The 14,557-nt window shown below is 72.4% G+C and carries 14 protein-coding genes; 10 read left to right on the forward strand and 4 right to left on the reverse strand.

Annotated features, from left to right (window positions below; all coding sequences use genetic code 11):
• Window positions 1-12: 12 nt before the first annotated feature.
• Complete coding sequence (locus tag KHP12_RS46915) at window positions 13-822, reverse strand: hypothetical protein (RefSeq protein ID WP_211834644.1); 810 nt, start codon at window positions 820-822, stop codon at window positions 13-15.
• Window positions 823-1,137: 315 nt separating this feature from the next.
• Here KHP12_RS46915 and KHP12_RS46920 point away from each other — a divergent pair, with 315 nt between their 5' ends.
• Complete coding sequence (locus tag KHP12_RS46920) at window positions 1,138-1,551, forward strand: helix-hairpin-helix domain-containing protein (RefSeq protein WP_210608934.1); 414 nt, start codon at window positions 1,138-1,140, stop codon at window positions 1,549-1,551.
• The gene (locus KHP12_RS46925) at window positions 1,548-1,862 is read left to right on the forward strand and encodes a hypothetical protein (RefSeq protein WP_210608931.1); all 315 of its coding nucleotides are present in this window, start codon (window positions 1,548-1,550) and stop codon (window positions 1,860-1,862) included. Before KHP12_RS46920 ends, KHP12_RS46925 begins: the two co-directional genes overlap by 4 nt.
• Before the next feature lie 16 nt (window positions 1,863-1,878).
• On the opposite strand, the gene KHP12_RS46930 is transcribed toward KHP12_RS46925, so the two are convergent.
• Entirely contained in the window at window positions 1,879-2,619 is a 741-nt protein-coding gene (locus tag KHP12_RS46930) for an SDR family oxidoreductase (RefSeq protein ID WP_211834645.1), read from the reverse strand.
• Window positions 2,620-2,766: 147 nt separating this feature from the next.
• Between KHP12_RS46930 and KHP12_RS46935 the strand changes: the two genes are divergently transcribed.
• The 6 genes from KHP12_RS46935 (at window position 2,767) to dapE (ending at window position 9,440) form a co-directional block, all read left to right on the forward strand.
• The gene (locus tag KHP12_RS46935) at window positions 2,767-3,348 is read left to right on the forward strand and encodes a TetR/AcrR family transcriptional regulator (RefSeq protein ID WP_086882175.1); all 582 of its coding nucleotides are present in this window, start codon (window positions 2,767-2,769) and stop codon (window positions 3,346-3,348) included.
• 64 nt (window positions 3,349-3,412) lie between these two features.
• The gene (locus KHP12_RS46940; RefSeq protein WP_182472636.1) at window positions 3,413-4,003 is read left to right on the forward strand and encodes a helix-turn-helix domain-containing protein; all 591 of its coding nucleotides are present in this window, start codon (window positions 3,413-3,415) and stop codon (window positions 4,001-4,003) included.
• Between the two features lie 89 nt (window positions 4,004-4,092).
• The gene (locus KHP12_RS46945) at window positions 4,093-5,460 is read left to right on the forward strand and encodes an NAD(P)/FAD-dependent oxidoreductase (RefSeq protein ID WP_308017037.1); all 1,368 of its coding nucleotides are present in this window, start codon (window positions 4,093-4,095) and stop codon (window positions 5,458-5,460) included.
• A 2-nt stretch (window positions 5,461-5,462) separates the two neighbouring features.
• Window positions 5,463-6,779, forward strand: a complete 1,317-nt coding sequence (locus KHP12_RS46950) for an MFS transporter (protein WP_086882177.1) — start codon at window positions 5,463-5,465, stop codon at window positions 6,777-6,779.
• A 139-nt stretch (window positions 6,780-6,918) separates the two neighbouring features.
• A complete protein-coding gene (locus tag KHP12_RS46955) occupies window positions 6,919-8,385 on the forward strand; it encodes an amino acid permease (RefSeq protein ID WP_372455333.1) in 1,467 nt (488 codons plus the stop codon).
• Window positions 8,382-9,440: a succinyl-diaminopimelate desuccinylase gene (gene dapE / locus KHP12_RS46960; RefSeq protein WP_211834647.1), complete on the forward strand. Its 1,059-nt coding sequence runs from the start codon at window positions 8,382-8,384 to the stop codon at window positions 9,438-9,440. The genes KHP12_RS46955 and dapE overlap by 4 nt, the downstream gene beginning before the upstream one ends.
• Before the next feature lie 166 nt (window positions 9,441-9,606).
• On the opposite strand, the gene KHP12_RS46965 is transcribed toward dapE, so the two are convergent.
• The gene (locus tag KHP12_RS46965; RefSeq protein ID WP_211834648.1) at window positions 9,607-11,232 is read right to left on the reverse strand and encodes a PucR family transcriptional regulator; all 1,626 of its coding nucleotides are present in this window, start codon (window positions 11,230-11,232) and stop codon (window positions 9,607-9,609) included.
• Window positions 11,233-11,356: 124 nt separating this feature from the next.
• On the opposite strand from KHP12_RS46965, the gene KHP12_RS46970 reads away from it, so the two are divergent.
• Both KHP12_RS46970 and menC read left to right on the forward strand, forming a co-directional pair.
• Window positions 11,357-12,220, forward strand: coding sequence for a chorismate synthase (locus KHP12_RS46970; RefSeq protein WP_244202451.1), 864 nt, complete (start codon window positions 11,357-11,359; stop codon window positions 12,218-12,220).
• A complete protein-coding gene (gene menC, locus KHP12_RS46975) occupies window positions 12,217-13,326 on the forward strand; it encodes an o-succinylbenzoate synthase (protein ID WP_086884647.1) in 1,110 nt (369 codons plus the stop codon). Before KHP12_RS46970 ends, menC begins: the two co-directional genes overlap by 4 nt.
• A 23-nt stretch (window positions 13,327-13,349) precedes the next feature.
• On the opposite strand, the gene KHP12_RS46980 is transcribed toward menC, so the two are convergent.
• Complete coding sequence (locus tag KHP12_RS46980) at window positions 13,350-14,552, reverse strand: cytochrome P450 (RefSeq protein ID WP_211834649.1); 1,203 nt, start codon at window positions 14,550-14,552, stop codon at window positions 13,350-13,352.
• Window positions 14,553-14,557 lie beyond the last annotated feature (5 nt).

Consider the following 14,557-nt stretch of genomic DNA (forward strand, 5'->3'; position numbering starts at 1 on the left):
ACAAGACTCCCCTCACAGACCGATGACGGCGGCGCGCCTGGCCGACAGATCGATGACGATCCGGCTGGTGTCGATCCACTTGCCACCCGGAATGCGCACGAACAGCTGCACACACCGGTGCTCACCGCACCGGGACACCTTCCGGGCGCCGTCCACCCCCTCGGCCCGTGAACCGAGGAACGACATGCTCTGGAGGCGCAGTTGGGCGGGCGAGGTCAGCCGCTTCCCGGTCTGTGAGGCATAGGACGCGCGCATCCCCGGGCCGAGCCGGCGGTCGGCGAGGATGACCTTCACCGCCTCGCGGGCCTCGGCCAGGGTGGGAGGCGGCTGGACGCCGTGCCGGCGGATGGAGTCGAGGACCTTCTTGGAGCGCAGATCGACCACCCTGGTGATGAGGGTGTCCGAGGCGTAGTCGTAGAGCTGGACCTCGGCCCGGCTGTCGGTGGCGGAGGACGCCGACTTGGCCCGGAGCGGACGGCGGGTGTCCAGCGGCTCGGCGCCGGGGCCGCCCGCGGCGTTCCGCTCCCCGTCGCCCTTCTCCGCCGCCTTCTGACGGTCCTTCGCGGTCCCGGGCCCGGTGGCGGCGTCGATGGCGATACGGGACGCCTCGCGCGATTCCTCCGATGTCAGCCGGCCGGAGTGTGAGGCGACGGCGGCCGCGGGCTCCGAGGCGTCGGACGCGGGCGATCCGGCCGTCCGGAGGGCGGCGATCCCGCCGCCCGCCAGCACCGCCGTCAGACCCAGCGCCGCGGATACGCGCCATCTCCGGTGATGGCGCCGCCTGGTATCGGCCGCACTCTTGTCCGTCGCGTTGTCTGTCATCACCCAGCCGTTTCCGTTGTCGGTCAAATGAGCCCGGTGGGGGCTCACGGTGACAGCACTCGGCCGGATACCGGATTGTCGCTGGTGCGTTCCCCGTCGTGCAGACGGGATTCAAGCCGCTGACTACGGCTCGCGCGGACTCCCCCCGGACTCTTCGCTGTCCACTGTTAGCTCACGCTTTCACCACTCCGGGCGGCGTAACAGTCGCATTTGTCATCAAGCGGCTGTGAGAAACGCATGTCCCAGAGGCGGTCGAGCGGCCGCAAAGCGATGACGGGGAAGGCTCTGGGGAAGGCTCTCTGCCATCATGCTCACATGAGCCATTCGATCACCATTCGATGTGACATCTGTGGCGCCACTCATTCCTCCTCAGCGGCCGACAGTGTCGGTGCGCTGCGCGAAGTCATCGTCCAAATGAGCTGGTCGAGGGCGCGATGGGATGGCCGGGTGATCGATATGTGCGGTGGCTGCAGCGCCCGGGAAATGACGCCGAGCGCGCCCGGACGGCGCTGCGGTTCCTGTGAGGGAGGCGAACTCTTCGACGTCCTCGGACACGACAGAATCGGACATCGTTTGGCCAATGCATTACTCAGGGCCGGTATCGATAATCTCGAACTACTCTCCGGTTTCTCCGCGCGTCAGCTTCGTGATCTGGACGGTATCGGTGCCGTGAGCGCACGTCACGCACTCAATCGTCTGCACTCCGCACCGAACGAAAGGCGATCGTGAGCGAATATTCCACTGGAACATCTGCACGGCCCGCTCTCTACGGCAGTCCGCGGCACCGGGTGCTGTGGGTGGTGGGCGTGGTGTTTTCGGCCGGGCTGCTGGCGCCGCCGTTATTCCTCGGCGCCGCCCGAAAGGGGATCGTGCCGCGTACCGTACCCGCCGGATACGCGGTGGCCATCTATCCGCTCGCGCTCGGACGGCAGTGGCTGCCGGACCCGGGGGACTGGATCTCATGGGCACTCGCGGCCCTGGTGCTCACCGCGGCCGTCCATGCCGCGCTCCTGGACACCGGCCGCGCGCCCGCCGGTTGACCCTCGGGCGCGGAGCTCAGCCCTGCGCGGTGGGACGGACCACGATCTCGCCGACGTCGACACCGGCCGGCTGCTCGATGGCGAACGCGATGGCGCGGGCGATGGCGGCCGGGGAGATCGCTATCTTGTCCATGCCGGCCTGGATCCCGCTCCTCGTGTCCGGGTCGGTGATGGAACCCGCGAGCTCCGTCCGGATGAACCCCGGCGAGACGGTGGTCACCCGCAGCGTCTCGCCGGCCTCCTGGCGCAGCCCTTCGGAGATGGCGCGTACGGCGTTCTTGGTGCCGGCGTAGACCGACATCGTCGGGACGATGGTCAGCCCGGCGGTGGAGAGGGTGTGCACGAAATGCCCGGAGCCCTGCTCCCGGAAGACGGGCAGGGCCTCGGCGATGCCGTACAGCACCCCCTTGATGTTGACGTCGATCATCGCCTCCCAGTCCTCGACGCGCAGATCGTCGAGGGCGGAGATCGGGCTGATCCCGGCGTTGCTGACGAGGACGTCCAGCTTTCCGTACCGTTCGCGTGCCGTCGCGACCAGCCGGGACAGATCCGCGCGCCGCTTCACATCCGTGACGACGGCGACGGCCTCGCCGCCCGCCCCGGCGATCCGGGCCGCCAGTGCCTCGATGCGGTCCGACCGCCGCGCCGCGAGGACGACCTTGGCGCCACGCTCGGCCAGCAGCAGCGCGGTCGCCTCGCCGATACCGCTGCTCGCACCCGTAATGGCGACGACCTTGCCTTCGATACCCGATGTCATGGGGGCTCCTTCCAGGAAAACTGCCGGAGGGCAGGGGGGAACGGGGAGCGGCGATGGCCTACAGTAAGAAGTGGAGGCGCCGCCACTTCACCCCACATTAAGTGGGGGCGCCTCCACTTAGCAACCGGGGAATGAGGAGAGCCGCCGATGGTCAGGGATCCAGGGCGCCCGCTGCGGGCCGACGCACAGCGCAACCGGGAGAAGATCCTCTCCGCCGCGGTGCGGGTGTTCGCCGAGGAAGGGCTGGACGCCCATCTCGAGCGCATCGCCAAGGAGGCGGGCGTGGGCACCGGCACCCTCTACCGGAACTTCCCGACCCGCGAGCTGCTGATCGAGGCCGCCTACCGCAATGAGCTGGCCCGGCTCTGCGACGCCGCCCCCGAACTGCTGGCGGCCCTGCCCCCGCGCGAGGCCCTGCGGGCGTGGCTGGCCCGCTTCATGGACTACGCCAACGCCAAGCTGGGCATGGCGGACGCGCTGCGGGGCGTGGTCGCGTCGGGGGTCAATCCGTACGCCCAGAGCCACGAGATGATCCAGGACGCGCTGTCACGGCTGATGGACGCCGCCGTCACGGCCGGGGTGATCCGGTCGGACATCAGCGCCACCGACATGTTCGCCGCGCTCACCGGCATCGCCCTCGCCTCGGGGAAGCCCGAGCAGCGGGAGCAGGCCGACCGCCTCCTCGACCTCACCCTGGACGGACTGAGCGCCGGATCCGGCGCTCAGTAAAGATTTCTGAGTTTTCAGTTCAGACTCTTGTGCCATCCGTTCAGCGCTCTTAGCGTGTGCGGCCATGGAGAACGAACACGCCACGGACCGGGCCGCGGGAACCGCCGACGAGTCCGTGGGCGACCGGCTGCGCGCGCTGCGCAAGGCGCGCCGGCTGACGCTGCGGACCGTCGCCGAGGCCGCCGGGATCAGTGAGGGCTATCTCAGCCAGATAGAGCGCGGGCAGGCCAATCCCAGCATCGCCACCCTCCAGCAGGTCGCCGCCGCGCTCGGCCTGAAGGTGGCCGATCTGTTCGGCGACGACTTCACCAGCGGCCCGAGCGTGCTGCGCGCCGAGGAGGCGCCCCGGCTCGCCCTCGGGGTGCTCGGCGGGCGCAAGTTCCGGCTGACCCCGGGGCCGCAGCACCATCTCGAAGTGTTCCTGGGGGAGTTCGACGCCCATGGCTCCACGGGAGAGACCCTCTACAGCCACGGCGACTCGGAGGAGTTCCTGTACGTCCTCGAGGGCACGGTCGGGCTCCAGCTCGGCGAGCGCTCCTTCACCCTCGGGGCCGGTGACAGCATCCGCTACTCCTCGGCCGTACCGCATCGGCTGAGCGAGACGGCCGGGGCGGCCGCCCGGGTGCTGTGGGTGATCAGCCCACCCAGCTACTGACCCCCTGCCACTTCGATCCGCGACGAAACCGGGGCCATCCCAGGCCGCCCGACCAGCGGCCGTTCGACCACGATTGGCTGAGTGCCGCAGTGCTGAACGGAAATGTGTCCTTCTGGTACCGCCAGACCGGCTTCCCCGAACGGCGTCCGCCGCTCGACGGCGACCTCGACACCGATGTGTGCGTCGTGGGCGGGGGCTTCACCGGGCTGTGGACCGCGTACTACCTCAAACAGGCCGCCCCCGATCTCGACATCACCGTCGTGGAGCGGGAGTTCGCCGGATTCGGCGCCTCGGGGCGGAACGCCGGCTGGCTCAGCTGCAAGATCGCCGGATCGGCCGGGACCTATGCGAGGAAGCGCGGGCGCGAGGCCGTGATCGCCCTCCAGCGGGAGATGATCCACACCGTGGACGAGGTGATCTCGGTGGCCCGTACCGAGGGCATCGACGCCGACATCGTCAAGAGCGGCTATCTCACCGTCGCCCACGGCGCCGCCCAACTGCCCCGGCTGCGCGCCGCGTACGACCAGCTGCGCCACTGGGGCGGGCAGGACCTGGAGTGGCTGAGCGCACCCCGGCTCGCCGAGCGGCTGCGCCTGGACGGGGCGCTGGCCGGCTACCACAATCCGCACTGCGCCCGGGTCCACCCGGCCAAGCTGGTGCGCGGCCTGGCCGCAGCGGTGGAGGCGCGGGGCGTGCGGATCCTGGAGTCCACCCCGGTCACCGCCATCGCCCCCGGCCGGGTCAGCACCCCGTTCGGCACCATCCGCGCGGGCCGGATCGTCCGCGCCACCGAGGGGTTCACCAGCGGTATCGAGGGCGAGCGGCGCACCTGGCTGCCGATGAACTCCTCGATGATCGTCACCGAGCCGCTCCCCGACGAACTGTGGAAGCGGCTCGGCTGGGAGGGGCAGGAACTCCTCAGCGACGCCACCCACGCGTACACCTACGGACAGCGCACCGCGGACGGCCGGATCGCCATCGGCGGCCGCGGAGTGCCCTACAAGTTCGGCTCCCGCACCGACCGGGCGGGGCAGACCAGCGCGGACACCGTGCGTGCCCTGCGGCGGATCCTCACCGGCCTCTTCCCGGACACCGCCGAGGCCGCCATCGACCACACCTGGTCGGGGGTGCTGGCCGTGCCCCGCGACTGGTGCGCCTCGATCGACTACGACCCGGCCACCGGCGTCGGCTTCGCGGGTGGCTACGTCGGCCACGGCGTGGCCGCCACCAACCTCGCCGGGCGCACCCTGAGCGATCTGCTGCTCGGCCACTCCACCGAGCTGACCGCGCTGCCCTGGGTGGGCCACCGCACCCGGCGCTGGGAGCCCGAACCGTTCCGGTGGCTCGGGGTGCACGGCATGTACGCCGCGTACCGAGCCGCCGACCGCTCGGAGGCCTCCGGCCGCACCACCACATCGCCCATCGCCCGTTTCGCCGACCGCATATCTGGACGCTGACCATGAGCAAGCCCACCGCCACCGCCGCGGCCACGGACCGAGCCCCGGCCACCGACCGCGAGCGGACCGCCCGCAAGGCCGGTTTCGCCTCGTTCATCGGCACCACCGTCGAGTGGTACGACTTCTACATCTACTCCACCGCGTCCGCGCTCGTCCTCGGGAAGGTCTTCTTCGGCGGCGGCGGTGACACCACCGGCGCGCTGGAGGCGTTCGGCAGCCTGTGGCTCGGCTTCCTCGCCCGGCCGGTCGGCGGCATCGTCTTCGGCCACCTCGGCGACCGGATCGGCCGGAAGAAGACCCTGGTCACCACGTTGCTGATGATGGGCATCGCCACCACCCTGATCGGGCTGCTCCCCGGCTACGACGAGGTGGGCGTCGCCGCGCCGATCGCGCTGGTGCTGCTGCGCATGGTGCAGGGCATCGCGGTGGGCGGCGAATGGGGTGGCGCCGTCCTCATCGCCAGCGAACACGCGCCCAAGGAGAAGGCGCTGTCCTTCGGCGCCTTCGCCCAGCAGGGGTCCCCGGCCGGGTCGATCCTGGCCACCGGGATGTTCGCGCTGCTCACCCAGTTGCCGGACGACGACTTCGACGCCTGGGGCTGGCGTGTGCCGTTCCTCTTCTCCGCCGTGATGGTGGTCATCGGGCTGGTGGTGCGCCTCAAGGTCGAGGAGTCCCCGGAGTTCGTCCGGCTGCGCGACGAGAAGCGGGTGGCGAAGGTGCCCCTGCGGGAGCTGATCACCGGTCACCCCGGATCCCTCGCGCTCGGTGTGCTCGCCAGCTCCATCGGCATCGCCGCCACGTACTTCATCACCACCTTCGTCCTGTCCTGGTCCACCGACAGCCTCGGCATGGAGCGCTCCACCATGCTGAACGTGCTGCTCGTCTACAGCGTCCTTCAGTTCATCACCCAGCCCTTCGGGGTGGTGCTGGCCGCCCGTTTCGGCCCGCGCCGCACCGTGGCGGCCCTGCTGGGCCTCAACTTCCTGCTGGTGCCGGTGATGTACGCCTGTGTCTCGACGACCCAGCCGGTCGTCGTGGGGCTCGGCATCTCGCTGCTGGGCATCACCGGCGCGATGAACTACGCGATCCTGGCCGGACTGCTCGCCGCCGCCTTCCCGATCTCGGTGCGCTACACCGGTATCTCCCTCTCCTACCAGCTGTGCTCGGCGCTCATCGGCGGTACGGCACCCCTGGTCGGCGAGTGGCTGCTGCACTCGACCGGGGGATCGATCGTGCCGGTCGTGATCTACCAGATGGTGCTGGTGGCCGTGTCCCTGGTCTGCTCCCTGGCGCTGCTGGGCCGCTCGCGGACGGCGTAGCCGCGGCCGGGCGTTGGCCGAACGGTCAAAGCCACGGGCGGGTCTTTGGCCGATGCGTGCACCTCTCCGTCCGCTCCCTTCCGCATCATCAGGGGCCGTACAGCGCGGCGGCGCGGACAAGGGAGGCAATGTGAACGGTGTGCGAACACAACCGCACGGCCGGCGGGCCCCGGGCCGGGCCACCGGCCCGGTCGGCAGACTGACCCGCCGCCGGGAGGTGGCGGAGCTGGTCACCGAGGCCGGTGGCGGTCCGCTCCGCCGCACCCTGGGGCTGACCCAGCTCACCCTGCTCAGCGTCGGCGCCACGCTCGGCACCGGGATCTTCGTGGTGCTCGGCGAGGCGGTGCCCCAGGCGGGCCCGGCGGTGGTGCTCTCCTTCGTCCTCGCCGGGGTCACCGCGCTGTTCTCCGCCCTGTCCTACGCCGAGCTCGCGGGCATGATCCCGGGCGCCGGGTCCTCGTACAGCTACACCTACGCCACCTTGGGCGAGCTGGTGGCCTGGGTGTGCGGCTGGTGTCTGATCCTCGAGTACGGGGTCTCCGTGGCGGCGGTCGCGGTCGGCTGGGGCCAGTACGTCAACGAACTGCTCCAGCTGACCATCGGCCGGACCCTGCCCGACGCGCTCGCCGCCCCACCCGGCGACGGTGGGGTGCTGAACGTCCCCGCCGCCGCCATCGTCGTCCTCGCCATGGTGGTGCTGCTGCGCGGCGCCCGGGAGAGCGCCGTGGTCAACACCGTGATGGTGGCGGTGAAGCTGGCCGCGCTCGTCATCTTCTGCGCGGTGGCCTTCACCGCCTTCCACGCCGGGAACTTCCGGCCGCTCTTCCCGCTCGGCACGGCCGGGATGACCGCGGGCGCCTCCTCGCTCTTCTTCTCCTACATCGGCTTCGACGCCGCCTCCACGGCGGGGGAGGAGGCCAAGCACCCGCAGCGCGATCTGCCGCGCGCCATCGTCCTCTCGCTCGGCCTGGTCACCGCCCTGTACTGCGCGGTGGCGCTGGCGGCGGTCGGCGCGATGCCCTGGCAGCGGTTCGCGGGCACCGAGGCCACGCTCAGCCAGGTCCTCGTGCGCTCCGTCGGCGGTGGCGAGCTGTGGCCGGTCCTGCTGTCCATCGGCGCCGTCGTCGCCACCACCAGCGTGGTCCTCACCGTGCAGTACGGGCAGATCCGCATCCTGTTCTCGATGTCCCGCGACGGGCTGGTCCCGGGGCTGTTCTCCAGGGTCCACCGGCGCACCGGGGTGCCGCGCGCGGGCACCGTCATCGTCTCCGCCTTCGTCGCCCTCCTCGCCGCGCTCATCCCGCTCGGCGACCTCGCCGACGCCACCAGCATCGGCACCCTCTTCGCCTTCGCCCTGGTCAACCTGGCCGTGCTGATCCTGCGCCGGCGCACGCCGGACGCGCCACGCAGCTTCCGGGTGCCGCTCGCACCCGTGACACCCCTGCTGGGCGTGGCCTGCTGCGGGTATGTGATGTACGGGCTGGGGGCCGACACCTGGATCGCCTTCGGCGCCTGGATGGCGGTCGGACTCGCGGTCTACGGGCTCTACGGCATCCGGCACTCCACCCTCAACCGCCCCGCCCCCGAACCGGAGACCACCCCATGACCCCGCTCGATCCCACCGCCGATGTGCTCGCGCTCACCCGCGCCCTGGTCGACATCCCCTCGGAAAGCGGCCATGAGGCCCCGCTCGCCGACGCCGTCGAGGGCGCGCTGCGCGCCCTGCCGTGGCTGACCGTCGAGCGGATCGGCCACTCCGTCGTGGCCCGCAGCCAGCTGGGCCGCGACCGGAGGGTGGTCATCGCCGGGCACCTGGACACCGTCCCGGCCGCGGACAACCTCCCCTCCCGGCTGGACGGGGGACTGCTCTACGGCCTCGGGGCCTGCGACATGAAGGGCGGTGTCGCGGTCGCCCTCCGGCTCGCGGCGGCACTCCCCGCGCCCGCGCACGACATCACCTATGTGTTCTACGAATGCGAGGAAGTGGCCGGCGACCGCAATGGCCTGGCCAGGATCGCCGCGGAACGCCCCGAGCTGGTCCGGGCCGATCTGGCGATCCTCATGGAACCCTCGGACGCCGGTGTCGAGGCGGGCTGCCAGGGTGTGCTGATGGCGGACATCGCCGTACGCGGCGAGCGGGCGCACACCGCCCGCGCCTGGAAGGGGGTCAATGCCGCCCACCGCGCCGCGGCCGTTCTGCGGCGCCTGGACGAGCACACCGCCGGGCGGATCACCATCGACGGGCTGGAGTACCGCGAGGGGCTGAGCGCCGTGGCGGTGCGCGCGGGCGTGGCCGGCAATGTGGTGCCCGATCTGTGCGTCATCACGGTCAACCTGCGGTTTGCGCCCAGCCGTTCACCGCGGGAGGCCGAGGCGTACGTGCGCGACCTCTTCCCCGAGTACGAGGTCGAGATCACCGAGAACATCCCGGGCGCCCTGCCCGGCCTGGACCAGGAAGCGGCCGCCTCGCTCGTGGCGTACCTCGGCGTGGCGCCCCGACCCAAACTGGGCTGGACCGATGTCGCCCGCTTCGCCGCGCTCGGCACACCGGCGCTCAACTACGGCCCCGGCGACCCGTCACTGGCCCACACCGCGGGCGAGTACGTGCCGGTGGAGCAGTTGCGGCAGTGCGAGGCGCGGCTCATGGGCTGGCTCGGCTGAATCCGCAGGACAGCCCTGAGCAGGTCGGCGGAGGTCGGCTGCGGTTCGAGAGGCGCCCCGAAGGGGCGCGGGCTGTGCCGATGTGCGGCTCCGCCGCGCGGGCGCGACCAGCCACGATGGCGCTGCGGACGATCGACGGCAGTTCGGGGCACGTCCAGCAGAGCGCTTAGGCGCACGCGCTCCGCAGCCCGGCGAGCGTGCGCAGCTGGAGCCAGAGCACCAGCCGCTCGTCCGGGTCGTCCAGGTCGATGCCCAGCTGCGTCCGCGCCTGCCGCAGCCGGTAGCGGCAGGTGTTGGGGTGGACGGCCAGCAGCCGCGCCGCCCGCGCCATATCGCATCCGGCGTCCAGCCAGCACACCAGCGTCCGGGCGTAGTCCGTGCCGTGCCCGGCGTCGTACGCCACGATGTCCCGCCAGGCCCCGGCCGCCAACTCCCGCCGCTCGCCGAGGAGTTCGGTGAGCCGGAGCAGTACGGCGCGGGCCCGGACCTCCGCCATGGCGGCCACCGTCTCGTCCGGCCCGAGCACCCGCAGCACCAGATCGGCGTCCTCCCGCGAGCCGCGGACCTCCGCCACCTCCGGCACCACATCGCCGAGACCCGCCCGCACCGGCACCCTCAGCGCCTGCCCCGCGCGGCGCACGATGTCCTCGGCCAGCCGCCGCTGCCGCTCCCCGGCCCGCCCGTCGGCGACCGGCAGCAGCGCGTACACCACCCCGTCGACCAGCACACAGGCGTGCCGCCCGTACCGGGCCTCGCACTGTAGCCGGACGAGGTCCAGCAGCCGCAGCGCGGCCTGCTCCCCGTCCGGCGCGCCCGCCGCGCCCTCCAGCGCGAAGGCGGCCACCCGCACCGGTGTGCCGGGGGCGAGCCCCAGGCGCTCGGCGGCGGTGGCGGGCTCGGCGGTGCCGTCCAGGAGGCGGCGCAGCAGATCGCCGGTCATATGGCGGGACAGCTCCTGTGCCGCCCGCGCCCGCAGCAGGAGCAGGGCGGCCGTGGAGGCGCCCTGGGCCAGTGCCTCCTCGGCGTCCGGTGCGAGGGTCCCGTCGTCGACGACCCACAGCGAGCCGAGGGTCTCGCCGCCCGCCCGTACGGCGACGGCCAGCCGCGGCAGTTCCTCGGCGCTGAGGGCGGGCAGGCGCACCGGCCCCTGGGAGGCGAACAGCACCCGGTACTGCTCGGTGTTCTCCGGGCTGCCCGGCACCTGACGGCCCAGGATGCCCTGGCGCCGGGGCTCGTCCACGGGCTGACCGGGGATGGTGGAGTGGGCGAGGATGCGCTGGCGCGGATCCTCGATCACGGTGGCGCCGCCCACGGCCGTGGCCACGGCGCCCGCGAGCGAGAACAGATCGCCGAGCGCGGCGCCGCCCGCGGGGGAGGGCCGGGCCCCGACCGCACCGGCCAGCAGCAGATGGACATGGTGCCAGGCGGCGTCCTCGTCCACGGTGAGCAGGGCCAGCCCCCGCTCCCGCGCCCGGGCGACGGCTTCCGCGAGCCCCGGCCCGGGCCCCTGCCCGGACGAGGGCCCCTGCCCGGATGCGGCCCCCTCCTCGCCGCGTACGACGAGACCCGCCATCCGCGCGGCCGCCGCCTCGTCCACCAGCGCCCCGGCCGCGTCCGCCCGCACCCCGACCGCCAGCAGCAGGGCGCCGGGCGCCCGGTCCGGGAACGGGGCGTGGGCGTCGTACAGCAGCACCTCGGTGACGGGCGCGGTGAGCCCGGACGGGGCGGTGAGCAGCCGCAGCGCGGGCTCGCCCAGGGTGTCCAGAAGCTCCCCGAGGGTGCGGGTGTCCATGGGCGGTACCGGGCCTTCCAGGGGGCTGACGCGCGAGGCGATTGGCTGATCGCAACAGGACACTAGGTCGCGCTTGTGCGTCCGGACAAGCCGCGCGCATGCGCGCCCCGGGAGACTCGGGCCCATGACATCAGTGACGATGGACGCCGAGGCGCTGGCCACCGCCGCAGCCCGCGCCGCCGGGGTCGCCGTCCGCACCGTCCACGACGTGGCCGGTGTCCAGGCGGTGGCCGACTTCTTCGCCGAGGTGTGGCGGCTGCCGCGCAGCAACCCGCCCTATCCGGCCGAGGTGCTGCACAGCATCGTCCACGCGGGCGGCGCGGTACACGCCGCGTACACCACTGTGCCTGGCGGCGAGCGGCTCTCCGGTGCCGCGGTCGCGGTCTTCGGCCCGCCGGCCGACCGGGAGGTGTACTCGCTCGTGGCCGCCGCCACCGCCTCCGACCGGGGCGTCGGCCACGCCGTCAAGCAGGCCCAGCGCGGCTGGGCGCTGGAGCGCGGGGCCCACACCATGCGCTGGACCTTCGACCCGCTGGTCGCCCGTAACGCCCGCTTCAACCTGGTCAAACTGGGTGCCGTCGGCGCCGAGTACCTGGTCGACCTCTACGGGCCCATGAACGACGGGGTGAACGACGGCGACGAGAGCGACCGGCTCACCGCCCGCTGGGACCTCCTCGCGGGGCCCGCCCCCGCCCCCGCCGATGACACCGGCGACCGGGCGGCCGCCCCGGTCCTCCGCCACGCCCTCGACGGCGGCCCGCTCGCCGCCCGCGACGGAGACCGGCTGTGGTGCAGGGTGCCCGGGGACGTCGTCGCGCTGCGCACCGCCGACCCGGCACTGGCGCTGCGCTGGCGGCACGCCGTGCGCGAGGTCTTCACCGAGGCGTACGCCGAGGGCTTCCGGGCCACCGCGATGTCCCGCGACGGCTGGTACCGGCTCACCCGGAACCCCACCCCGACCACCCCCGGAGAGGACCCGCGGCCATGAGGCTCGAACGCGCCGAACTGCTCCATGTCGCCCTTCCGCTGATCACTCCCTTCCGCACCTCCTTCGGGACGATGACCAGCAAGGACACCTTTCTGCTGCATATCGTCACGGACCGGGCCGAGGGCTGGTCGGAGTTCGCCGCCGACCCGGAGCCGCTGTACTGCGCGGAGTTCATCGCCGGTGCCGAGATCGTGATCCGCGACTTCCTGCTGCCGAGGGTGGCCGCCCTCCCCACGCCCACGACCGCGGCCCTCGCCCCCGCCATGGCCGCCGTCAAGGGCCATGAGCTGGCCAAGGCGGCGCTTGAGACCGCGCTGCTCGACGCCGAACTCCGCGCCCACGGCATGCCGCTCGCCACCTTCCTCGGCTCGGTCCACGAGCGGGTGCCCGCCGGGGTGTCCGTCGGCATCAAGGACTCCCTCCCCGAGCTGATCGACGACGTGGAGCGGTATCTCGCCGAGGGCTATGTGCGCATCAAGCTGAAGATCGAGCCGGGCTGGGACGTGGCGCCGGTACGCGCCGTACGGGAACGGTTCGGCGAGGCGCTGCCGCTTCAGGTCGACGCCAACACCGCGTACACCCTCGCCGACGCCGAACACCTCAGGAGACTCGACGAGTTCGGGCTGCTGCTCATCGAGGAGCCACTGGAGGAGAACAACCTCCACGCCCACGCCCGGCTCCAGCGGCGGCTGACCACCCCGGTCTGTCTGGACGAGTCCATCCACAACGCGCGCGACGCCGCGTCCGCCATCGCGCTGGACGCCTGCCGGGTCATCAACATCAAACCGGCCCGGGTCGGCGGCTATCCGGAGGCCCGCCGCATCCACGACCTCGCCGCCGCCCACGGCGTCCCGGTGTGGTGCGGGGGGATGCTGGAGACCGGTATCGGCCGCGCTCCCAACCTGGCCCTCGCCGCCCTGCCCGGCTGCACCCTGCCCGGGGACACCTCGGCCTCCGGCCGGTACTTCGCCGAGGACATCACCGAGCCGTTCGTCCTCCAGGACGGCCACCTCCCGGTGCCCACCGCACCCGGTATCGGCATCGACCCGCTCCCGGACGCCCTCGCCCGCTTCACCACGGCACGGCGGCAGCTGTACCCGCGCTGAACCCCACGCCCGCCACCGGCCGGTCAGGTCCGTCCGGTGAGCACCACCGTGCAGCCGCGCAGCTCATAGCTGTCGATCCCGTCCTTGAAGCCGACCCTGGGCGGGGCGGCCATACGGATGCCGGGCAGGGCGAACAGCCGGCTGAGGAAGACATCCGTCTCCAGGAGCGCGATGGTGGCCCCGGGGCATTTGTGCGCACCGTCCCCGAAGGACAGCCCCGGCGCCCCCGCGCCCGCGGCCATCGGGCGGCCCGGACACAGCCGCTCCGGCCCCTCGCCCACCGTACGGGCGTCGAGATTGGCGCGGTGCAGCAGGATGTCGACCAGCTCCCCGGCCGGGACGGTCACCTCGGCGCCCTGGTCCTGGCCGCCGCCGGGCAGCCGGAGCGGTGCGGTGGTACGGCGGCGGAGCCGGCCGATGACCGGTTCGAGCCGGAGGATCTCCTGGAGGATCGCGATCCGGCCGGGCTCGTCGGCGGCCCGGTACCGCGCCAGCAGGGCGGCGTCGCCGAACAGATGCCACGCGGCCATATTGACGAACTCCCGGGTGGTGACCATGCCCGCGGCGGCGAAGGTGAGGCATTCCCCCAGGATCTCGCCGGACGAACACCCCTCGTCCAGCAGATGGGAGATCAGGTCGTCGCGCCGCCGTCGCCGCCGGGCCCGTACGGCAGGGCGGACATCGCCCCAGTAGACCCGCAGCCAGTTGGAGTTCTGCCGCACCAGCCAGCGGATCCCGTGGAGGCTGGTCAGCCCGGGTGTGCCGAACTTCTCGGGGAAGAAGCGCTCCAGCCGCCCCTGGATCCCGGGCCGGCTCTCCGTCAGACCGATCACGGCACCGGCCATCTCGATGGCCAGACGGAAGCTCAAGTCGGCGAGGTGGCCGCGGCCGGTCTCCCGGACGGTGTCGAGCTGTGCCTCCGCCACCCCGACCATGACCTCGCGGTAGTGCTCGTCGACCCGGCGCGGGGTGAAGAACCGGGCGGTCTGCCGCCGGTCCTCGCGGTGCTCCGGACCGTCCCGGTAGAGCACCGGCCGCCGGAACCGGGACGGCAGCTTCTCCACCGTCTCGACGCCGAGCCCGGCCTGCACGGTGGCGGTGGCGCGCAGTACGGCGCGGGCCTCCTCGTAGCCGGACACCTGCCAGATCCCGTCGGGCCCCCGCCGCACCGGGCAGCCGCCTCCGTCCGGCCCCCGGTCGACCCTGCGCTCCCCGTAGTGGTCCATGGGCG

Origin of the sequence: Streptomyces asiaticus, assembly GCF_018138715.1 — a bacterium.
Classification (GTDB): Bacteria; Actinomycetota; Actinomycetes; order Streptomycetales; family Streptomycetaceae; genus Streptomyces; species Streptomyces asiaticus.

Bases quoted from the DNA above. Each gene is read 5' to 3' on its own strand.
- KHP12_RS46915 (WP_211834644.1), bottom strand. From the start codon at position 822: ATGACAGACAACGCGACGGACAAGAGTGCGGCCGATACCAGGCGGCGC.
- KHP12_RS46920 (WP_210608934.1), top strand. From the start codon at position 1,138: ATGAGCCATTCGATCACCATTCGATGTGACATCTGTGGCGCCACTCAT.
- KHP12_RS46930 (WP_211834645.1), bottom strand. From the start codon at position 2,619: ATGACATCGGGTATCGAAGGCAAGGTCGTCGCCATTACGGGTGCGAGC.
- KHP12_RS46935 (WP_086882175.1), top strand. From the start codon at position 2,767: ATGGTCAGGGATCCAGGGCGCCCGCTGCGGGCCGACGCACAGCGCAAC.
- KHP12_RS46940 (WP_182472636.1), top strand. From the start codon at position 3,413: ATGGAGAACGAACACGCCACGGACCGGGCCGCGGGAACCGCCGACGAG.
- KHP12_RS46950 (WP_086882177.1), top strand. From the start codon at position 5,463: ATGAGCAAGCCCACCGCCACCGCCGCGGCCACGGACCGAGCCCCGGCC.
- dapE (WP_211834647.1), top strand. From the start codon at position 8,382: ATGACCCCGCTCGATCCCACCGCCGATGTGCTCGCGCTCACCCGCGCC.
- KHP12_RS46965 (WP_211834648.1), bottom strand. From the start codon at position 11,232: ATGGACACCCGCACCCTCGGGGAGCTTCTGGACACCCTGGGCGAGCCC.
- KHP12_RS46970 (WP_244202451.1), top strand. From the start codon at position 11,357: ATGACATCAGTGACGATGGACGCCGAGGCGCTGGCCACCGCCGCAGCC.
- menC (WP_086884647.1), top strand. From the start codon at position 12,217: ATGAGGCTCGAACGCGCCGAACTGCTCCATGTCGCCCTTCCGCTGATC.
- KHP12_RS46980 (WP_211834649.1), bottom strand. From the start codon at position 14,552: ATGGACCACTACGGGGAGCGCAGGGTCGACCGGGGGCCGGACGGAGGC.